At 71.0% G+C, this 9,004-nt stretch carries 5 protein-coding genes; all 5 read left to right on the forward strand.

Annotated features, from left to right (window positions below; translation table 11 throughout):
• Positions 1-13 precede the first annotated feature (13 nt).
• On the forward strand, positions 14-181 hold the full coding sequence (locus tag DY245_RS45010) for a hypothetical protein (protein ID WP_181924086.1): 168 nt from the start codon (positions 14-16) through the stop codon (positions 179-181).
• A gap of 177 nt (positions 182-358) precedes the next feature.
• Positions 359-856 carry an IPT/TIG domain-containing protein gene (locus tag DY245_RS41115; protein WP_128512225.1) on the forward strand — a complete coding sequence of 166 codons (498 nt, stop codon included), beginning with the start codon at positions 359-361 and terminating at the stop codon, positions 854-856.
• Between the two features lie 67 nt (positions 857-923).
• Positions 924-1,130, forward strand: a complete 207-nt coding sequence (locus DY245_RS45540; RefSeq protein WP_244943582.1) for a DUF5988 family protein — start codon at positions 924-926, stop codon at positions 1,128-1,130.
• Between the two features lie 103 nt (positions 1,131-1,233).
• The gene (locus DY245_RS41125) at positions 1,234-2,565 is read left to right on the forward strand and encodes a beta-ketoacyl synthase N-terminal-like domain-containing protein (RefSeq protein WP_128512227.1); all 1,332 of its coding nucleotides are present in this window, start codon (positions 1,234-1,236) and stop codon (positions 2,563-2,565) included.
• A gap of 34 nt (positions 2,566-2,599) precedes the next feature.
• Positions 2,600-8,947, forward strand: a complete 6,348-nt coding sequence (locus DY245_RS41130; protein ID WP_128512228.1) for a type I polyketide synthase — start codon at positions 2,600-2,602, stop codon at positions 8,945-8,947.
• Positions 8,948-9,004: the final 57 nt, after the last annotated feature.

A 9,004-nucleotide genomic window follows, 5' to 3' on the forward strand; every position in this document is an offset into this window, starting at 1 on the left:
CGAAGGAAGAGCGATGCTGCTTTCCCCGAGCCAGGGTTCTGCCGGTGGCGGATCCACGGTTTCCACGGCCGGCAGCCCCGCCCGCGTCACCGCAGTGAAATTCGGCGACGAGCCGGCGGCCGTCGGCACCCACGCCCCGGTGTCCGTGCGCGTCACCCACGTGCCGAGCCCGGGCGTCTGACCGGCCGGCCACCGCTCCACCGCTGCCCCGGGCGAGCCTGACCGGCTCCCGCAGCCGGCCGGGACTGCCCCCACGGGAAGGGATACGGCAGTGCAGGCTTCACCGAGCAGTCCAGCCCCTTCGGCACCGAAATCCCGGACCGGCATTCCCCGCCACTCCCTCGATGCACCCCAACTCATGATCGTGGCACCTCACTTGGGGCCGCTCGCGGGTGGCAATGCCGTGACTCTGACCGGCATCGGCCTCTCCGATGCAACCGAGGTGCACTTCGGCACCGTGTGTGCGGGCCACTTCACGGCGGGCTCGGACACCCGGATCGAGGTCACGGTCCCCGCGGGCAGCGCCGGGAACACGCCGGTCACCGTGATCACCGCCGGTGGAACCAGCGACGCGGTCTCCTACGCCTACCTGCCGCCACCGGTGGTGACGACGGTCTCTCCACGGACGGGATTGAGGTCCGGCGGCGCCCTGGTCGCCCTGACCGGCACCGGACTCGGGCGCACCGTCGCCGTGTTGTGCGGGGCCGTGCCCGCCGCCTTCACCGCCGTCGACGACCACCGCGTCGCCGTCGTCGTACCGCCCGGCCCGGCGGGCCCGGTCTCCGTCATCGCCGTCACCCCTGGCGGCAGCAGCCCCGCGGTGACGTGTACCCGGGCCCTGCCGCCTCACCTGTGAAGTCGGCCGGCATGGAAATGAGGGAGGCGGCCGAGAAAACCACCGCGACAGAACACGGGAGTGAAATATGCCTCGTAGAAGGATAGTGATCCTCGTCGACGGGCCGGAGGGAAAGGCCCTGCCGGAGAATCCACGCGACGATACAGGCAATCCGATACGGCTCGTGCGGGGAAACGGGTACGAGCGTTTCGAGTTCTACGGCGAATACGTAGAGGTGGATGGAGAACGGGTCCCCGTATATCGCTGGTGTTACCGCACGTCCATTGCCGAGTAGGCGCTGTGCGGTACGAGGAACGGACCCATCTGAAGAGGGGAAGAAACATGAAGATCCTCGTTGGTCAACTCGTGAGTGACCCAGGGAGTAACGGAGTTGTGTCGTGAACAGAGAATCCGAGAAGTTCGAAGAGCGCGACGCCCGCCGGAGCGCTGTGGTGACCGGTGCCGGATTCTGCCTGCCCGGTCAGGCCGAGCCGGTCTTCACGGCCGACGACGTGTGGAACATCGCCGCCAACGGCCAGTCATGCCTCCAACGGAACGAGGTCTACTACGGTTCCGTCGAACTCACCCAGGAGATGTTCGACGAACGTCTCCCGGACGTGCCCCCGTTCTTCTCCCGGCATTACACCTCGGCGCACCGTTTCGGTCTGGTGTCGATGGCGGAGGCATGCCTCGATGCCGGGCTGAGTTTCCGTGACGGAGCGCTGAGTGAGGCCGCGATCCTGGTGGGCCGCGGCGGCGTGGACGCGAACATCGAAAGCTACTTTTCGGTGCTGCGGGCCGATCCCGGCACGACCACCGCACCGGAAGCCATGGAATTGTTCGTCGCGGCCCAACAAGCCGTGACACCCTCCGATGTCGCACTGGTGCAAGGGGCGTTGACCCGGTCCAACGGCCCCTGCTACACCGTCTCGTGCGGCTGCGCCTCGTCCGCCGTACAGATCGGCAACGCCCGGCGGATGATCGCCCAGGGCGAGGCCGACATCGTGGTGGTGACCGGCGTCGACGTCTTCGACGTCCACCTCATCCAGAACATCCAACGGCTGCTGTTCGGTGCGCAGGGAAGCTACGACTCCCTGCGCACGCCCGGGATGCCGGACCTGCTGCCGTCCTTCAGTTCCCTGATGCGGCCCTACGACCGGCGGGCGGACTGCATCAACCACGGCGAGGGCGCGGCAACCGTGATCATGGAAAGCCGGGAACACGCGGCCCGGCGCGGTGCGCACATCTACGGCCAGGTGCTGTCCACCGCCATGACCCGGGACGGGCTGGCCAACCCCCTTGCCTGTGACGCGACCGGCGCCGAACTCGTCACCGCCGTCCGCCGCTGTCTCGGCGACCGGTGGAGCATCGACGACGTGCCGTACGTGCACGGCGGCAGCGACGGCAATGTCGTTGTCACCGCCTTCGAGGCCAACGCCATCAGCGAGCTCTACGGGCCCGAATCCCAGGTGCTGATGACGTCCCAGGAAGGCTGCTTCGGCCACAACGGTGCGCCGGCCGGCTGCCTGGGCGTCGCCATGACGCTGATGATGATGGAGCGAGGGCAGGTGTGCCCCACCGCCAACTGCGAGCAGCCGGCCGACCTGCCGTTCGACCCGGTCCCCGGTGTGCGGACCCGCCCGCTCGACTTCGACTACGCCCTGACCTTCAACTACCAGGTCGGCGGCGTGAAGAACGCCATCCTCCTCGGCAGCCCGGATGCCGTGTGACCGCGGACGGACCGCGCCGACGTACGGAGACGAGATGAACAACGACACGCATGACACCACACCCACCACACCGTCCACGCAACAGGCGGAGCAGATCGCCGTGATCGGCATGGGATGCCGGCTCCCCGGAGACACCGACTCACCGGCAGCCCTGTGGCGGCTGCTGGTTGACGCACGCGACGCGGTGGGCGAACTTCCCGCCGAGCGCCGGCGCCTCGCCCCGGGGGGCTCCCTCGGTCGGGGGGATCCTGAAGCGGCACCCCCAGCGCAGGGCGGCTTCCTGCGCGATGTCACGGGCTTCGACGCCGCGTTCTTCGGCGTCTCGGGCCGCGAGGCCGACGTCCTGGACCCCCAGCACCGTCTGCTGCTGGAAGTCACATGGGAGGCCCTGGAACACGCGGGCCTCCCGCCGGACCGGATGGGCGGCACCCCGACCGCCGTCTTCACCGGGATCAGCTACAGCGACTACATGGACCACCTGGCGGGAGCACCCCAGGAACTGGCGGGGTCGATCCTGACCAATGGCCACTGTGTGGCCGCCGGCCGTGTCTCCTACCTGCTCGGACTGCAAGGACCCTGTGTCGCACTGGACACCGCCTGCTCCTCCTCACTGGTGGCCGTGCACATGGCGCGCCAGGCGCTGAGCGCCGGTGAGTGCGACCTGGCCCTCGCCGGAGGTGTCACGCTCACCTTCCAGCCGCGCATCACACGGTCCTTCGCCAGGATGGGGATGCTGTCGACCGGCGGACGCTGCCGGACCTTCGATGCCGACGCCGACGGGTTCGTCCGCGGGGAAGGCTGCGGCGTCGTCGTCCTCAAACGCCTCGCCGACGCGGTACGGGACGGCGACCGGATCCTGGCGGTGCTGCGGGGCTCGGCGACCAACCAGGACGGCTCGTCCGAAGGGCTGGCGGCACCGTCGGTCACCGCCCAGCAGGCCCTGTACCGGGAAGCCCTCATGCGCTCCGGGGTCGACCCCCGGGACGTGGGGATGGTGGAGACCCACGGCACGGGCACCCCGGTGGGTGACCCGATCGAATTCGCCAGCCTCGCCGACGTCTACGGCGACGGGCCGGGCCGATGCGCGCTGACGTCGGTGAAGACCAACGTGGGGCATCTGGAACCGGCCGCCGGAATCACCGGACTGATCAAGAGCGTGCTGTGCCTGCAACGCGGCACCATTCCGGCGAACCTGCACTTCAGACGGTGGAACCCGGCCATCACGGCACGGGACACCCGCTTCTTCGTCCCCACCGAGCTGACCGCTTGGCCCGTTCAGGCGCCCACCCGCCTGGCCGCCGTGTCGTCCTTCGGCTTCTCGGGGACCAATGTCCACGCCCTGCTGGAGCAGGCCCCGCAGCCGTCGGCCGCCCGGCGCCGGACCTCCACCGAGCGGCCGACGCAGACCGCGCCCGATGTCTTCCTCGTGGCGGCCGGCTCTGCCGACGCACTGCCCGCCGCGGCCACCCGCCTCGCGGACTGGATGGAGGGCGAGGGCGCGAACGTGCCGCTGCGGGACATCGCCCACACCCTGGCCCTGCGACGCTGCGCGGGCCGGGGCCGGATGGGGCTGGTGACGTCCACCCGCAGGGAACTCACCGGCGCTCTGCGGTCCTTCGCCGCCGGGCAGCGGCAGCCCTCGGTCGTGACCGGTGCCGTGGGCGCCGCGGTGGAACGGCAGCCGGTGTGGGTGTTCTCCGGTCACGGTTCACAGTGGCCCGGCATGGGGCGCGGCCTGCTGAGGGCCGAGCCGGCGTTCCTCGACGCGCTGACCGAGGTCGACGAGCTGATCCAGGCGCAGAGCGAGGTGTCGGTGCTCGATGTGGTGCGTCATGGCAGACCTGTCCACGGGTGCGCCACGGTGCAGCCGGTGCTCTTCGCCCTCCAGATCGCCCTCGCCGCCACCTGGCGCTCCTACGGTGTCGAACCCGCCGGGGTGATCGGCCACTCCATGGGCGAGGTCGCCGCGGCGGTGGTGGCCGGAGCGCTGACCCTGGCCGACGGCGTCCGGGTGATCTGCCGGCGTTCCGGTCTGCTGAGCGATATCGCCGGCACCGGCAGCATGGTGAGCGTCGGCCTGGACGCCGCCGCGGTGCGGCAGGAGTTGGCGGACAGCGCGGTGGACACCGTCTCGATCGCCGTACTCTCCGCGCCCGACTCGACCGTCATCGCCGGACGAACCGCGGAGGTGAGCCGGCTGGCCGCCGCCTGGGAGGCGCGGAAGATCCCGGTGTTCCCGATCGCCGTGGACGTCGCCTCCCACTGCCCGCTGGTGGATCCGGTGCTGCCGGCCCTGCGTACGGCCTTGGCCGATCTTGCTCCCCGGCCGCCCAAGGTGCCGTTCTACTCGACCGTCGTCGGAGCCGGTGAGACGCCGGCCTTCGACGCCGACTACTGGTGCGACAACCTGCGCCGCCCGGTGCGGTTCGCCGAGGCGGTGGCCGCCGCCGCGGCCGACCGGCACGCGGTCTACGTCGAGATCTCGCCCCACCCCGTGGTCGTGCACTCCGTCGACAAGAGCCTGGAGGGTCTGGTCGGTGACCCCGTGGTACTGCCGACGCTGCGCCGCGACGAGGACGACCGGACCATGGTGCGCACCCAGCTCGCCGCACTGCACTGCGCGGGTGTCCCGGTCGACTGGCGCCACCTCTACGGTGACGGAAACCTCGTGGACGCTCCCACCGTCACCTTCCACCGCCGCCACCACTGGGCGGCCGCCGCGCACCCCGCGGACAGCACCACCGCCCCCAGAAGCCATCTGCCCGGCCAGCACACCGAAGTGCCCGGTGAACCCACGCGGCACTGCTGGCACGCCGACACCGGCACCGACGCACTGCCCTGGCTCGCCGACCATCGTGTGCACGGCAACCCGGTCTTCCCCGGAGCGGCCCACTGCGGCCTCGCCCTCATGGCGGGCTGCGAGGTCTTCGGCGCCGCCCCGCACGAGGTGGAGGTCACCGACATCCACTTCGAGCAACTGCTGCGGCTGGACCGGCAGACCGAGATCAGCACGGTCGTCACGATGACGGCACCGGACCGGGCGCACTGCGAGATTCTCGCGCGCGACGAGGAGGGCGCATGGGAGCGGCAGGCCGACGCGGTGCTGCACCGGCTGAGCGTACGGCCCGAGCACCGGCAGCGGTCCGTCGACGCCATGAGCCTGCGCCACCCGTTGCCGCTGGATCCGGCCGACCTCTACCAGAGCCTGCGCCGCCGCGGACTGGAACACGGCCCGGCCTTCACCGGTGTCACGCAGCTGCACACCACCCGCCACCACGACAGCTTCTGGGCCGAGGTCGGCGTCCCGTCCGAGGCGGACACGCCCGCACCCGGGCTGCCGGTCCACCCGGTACTCCTCGACATCTGCGCCCAGCTCGCCGTGGCGACCCTGATGGACCAGGAGGACCAGGGGCTGGTGCTGCCGGTGGGCGTGCAGGCGCTGCGCGTCATCGGCGATCCCCTGAGCGCCGCGTACTGCCACGCACACGTCAGCGAGGTCACGCCGGAGGCCGTCGTCGCGAACGTGCGCCTCCTGGACGACAGCGGTGCGGTCGTACTCGTCGTCAACGGACTGCGCTTCGCACGACGGGCCGTACGCGGAGCACCGGCGGTGGACGACTGGCTCCTTGAGGTCGGCTGGCGGTCCGTGCCCCGTGCGACGCCCGACGGGGGCCACGCACCGGGGAGTTGGGTGATCGTGGGGGAGGCGGACGGCTCGGCCCGGGCGCTGGCCTCGGCCCTGCGGGCGCGTTGTGCCCGCACGGTGGTCTGGGACCTGCCTCTGGACGACACCCCCCTCGACACGTTCCGCGATTCCCTCACCGAGCGTCTGGCCGCCGCGCTCGACACCCCGCGCGGTGTGGTGCTGGTGTGCGCAGGCGCGAGTGGCGGGGAACCGACGGAGCAGTCCTTGTGGCGCACCCGCAGGCTGCTCGGCGCCGTTCAGGCGATCACCGCCACCAACACGTCACCGCGTCTGTACGTCGTCACCCGGGGGGCCCGTGGCGTGGTGCCGGGGGACGTCATCGACGTCGGCCAGAGCGCGGTGCGCGGACTGGTGCGGGTCGGCGCGCTGGAGCATCCGGAGCTCCGGCCGGTGCTGGTGGACGCCGATCCGCACGATGCCGACCCCGAGGAAGTGGCCCTGGAACTGCTGGCGGACGCGGACGACGACGAGGTCGCCCTGCGTGCGGGCGGCCGGCATGTGGCCCGTCTGGAACGTGCCGCACCGACACGCGACCGGGACCAGATCGCCACCCCCTGCACCGTGCGGTACGGAGTGGACGGGTTCCGGCTGCGCGCCGGCAGCCTGGGCGATCTCTCCACCCTGGAGTACGCCGTCACCGGACGGCGTGCCCCACAGGCCGGTGAGGTCGAGGTACGGATCACCGCCGCCGGCCTGAACTTCCGTGATGTGCTCACGGCCATGGGCCTGCTCCCCGGCGACTCGGACGTCCGCTACCGGATGGGTTTCGAATGCGCCGGTGTGGTGAGCGCGGTCGGCGCCGGGGTGCAGCGTCCGCAGGTCGGGGACGAGGTGATCGCCATCGATCTGCGAGGCGGAGCGTTCGGCTCCTTCCTGACCGTCCCGGCCGAAGCGGTGGCGCCCGTTCCGTTCGGCATCGAACCGGTCGCCGCGGCCGGGCTGCCGATCGCCTTCGTCACCGCCTGGTACGCGCTGCGCCGGGTCGCCCGGCTCACCTCCGGGGAACGGGTGCTGATCCACTCGGCCACCGGCGGCACGGGTCTGGCGGCGATCGCGGTGGCCCGGCTGCTGGGCGCCGAGGTGCTGGCCACCGCCGGCAGCGAGGACAAGCGCCGCTATCTGCGGAGCATGGGAGTCAGCCATGTCATGGACTCCCGCACGCTGGACTTCGGCGAGCGCACCCGCGAGGCGACAGGAGGCGAAGGCGTCGATGTCGTCCTCAACTCACTGTCCGGCGCGGCCATCCGGACGGGTCTGGAGACACTGCGCCCGTTCGGCCGTTTCGTGGAGCTGGGGGTGCGCGACATCCTCTCGGACGCTCCGTTGGGGATGCGGCCGCTGCGGCACAACGTCACCCTGAGCACCGTCGACCTGATCGAGCTGCAGCAAAACCGCCCCGAGACATTCGCCGAGGTGTGGAAGGAAGTCCTCACGGCGTTCGAGGACGGCCGGCTCAAACCCCTGCACTGCACGGAGTATGCGCTTCCGGAGGCCACGACGGCCTTTCGCACCATGGCAGCCGCCGACCATGTCGGCAAGCTGGTGCTGACCGTGCCCCGCCATGGGTCCGCGCCCGCCGTGCTGCCCGAGATGGACCTGCCCGTACAGGAGGGCGGTGCCTACATCGTCACCGGCGGGCTGGGCGGCCTCGGCCTGGCCACCGCGAAGTGGCTCGCGGAGCAGGGCGCCGGGCACCTCGTGCTCAACGGCCGCTCCGCCCCGTCCCCGGACGTCGCGCAGACGCTCGCCACATGGTGCAGCGACACCACCAAGGTGTCGGTGATCCTCGGCGACATCGCCGAACCGGGCACCGCGGAACGGCTGGTGTCCACGGCGGTGTCCGAGGGGCGCACACTGCACGGCGTGGTGCACTGCGCCATGGTGCTGGACGATGCCGTGATCACCAACGTCACCGACGACCAGCTGAAGCGGGTCTGGCTGCCCAAGGCCGTCGGCGCCTGGCATCTCCATCACGCCACGGCGGGACGCACGCTGGACTGGTTCGCGGTGTTCTCCTCGATGGCCTCACTGCTGGGCAACCCCGGCCAGGGCGCCTATGCCGCGGCGAACTCCTGGCTCGACGGCTTCGCGGCCTGGCGCTCCGGACGGGGCCTGCCCACGTTGTCGGTCAACTGGGGCCCGTGGGGCGAGACCGGTGTGGCAACGGACTTCAGCCGCCGCGGTTACCGCACCATTCCCACGGATCAGGGCCTGGCGGCCCTGGACGCGTTGCTGTCCCAGCGACGGGTCCAGACCGGCGTCATCCCCGGCCCGCCGGACACCTGGGTGCCGCCCGCGGGCCGGCATCTTCCGTTCTTCGGCGGGGTGTCCGGCGATGCCGCGGCGGAGCAGGCCGCGCCCTCCCAGGCCGGCCCCGAGGACATGCGTGCCCGGCTCGCCGCGCTGCCTGCCGGTCTGGCGAGACGGTCGGTGCTGGAAGATCATCTGTCGGACCATGTGCGCGCCGTTCTCCGGCTGGGCAAAGGCACTCTCGACCCGCAGACCCCGTTGAAGTCGCTGGGGTTCGACTCCCTGTTGGCCATGGAGCTGCGGGCGCGTATCGAACGCTCCTGTGCCGTCACGCTCGCGCGGGACTTCGTGTGGAAGCATCCGACGATCGCGGCGCTCGCCGTCGGTGTCGCCGAGCTTCTGGGCGTGGAGCTGGCGGCGACGTAGTCCCCCACCGGTCCTTGCGGATCACTCGGCGTTCGGCGGGCACATTCATGTGCCCGC

Source organism: Streptomyces inhibens (assembly GCF_003389455.1).
GTDB lineage: Bacteria > Actinomycetota > Actinomycetes > Streptomycetales > Streptomycetaceae > Streptomyces > Streptomyces inhibens.

What these genes read in the sequence shown, in the direction of transcription:
- DY245_RS45010 (WP_181924086.1), top strand. Translation starts at nt 14, where the DNA reads ATGCTGCTTTCCCCGAGCCAGGGTTCTGCCGGTGGCGGATCCACGGTT.
- DY245_RS45540 (WP_244943582.1), top strand. Translation starts at nt 924, where the DNA reads ATGCCTCGTAGAAGGATAGTGATCCTCGTCGACGGGCCGGAGGGAAAG.
- DY245_RS41115 (WP_128512225.1), top strand. Translation starts at nt 359, where the DNA reads ATGATCGTGGCACCTCACTTGGGGCCGCTCGCGGGTGGCAATGCCGTG.
- DY245_RS41130 (WP_128512228.1), top strand. Translation starts at nt 2,600, where the DNA reads ATGAACAACGACACGCATGACACCACACCCACCACACCGTCCACGCAA.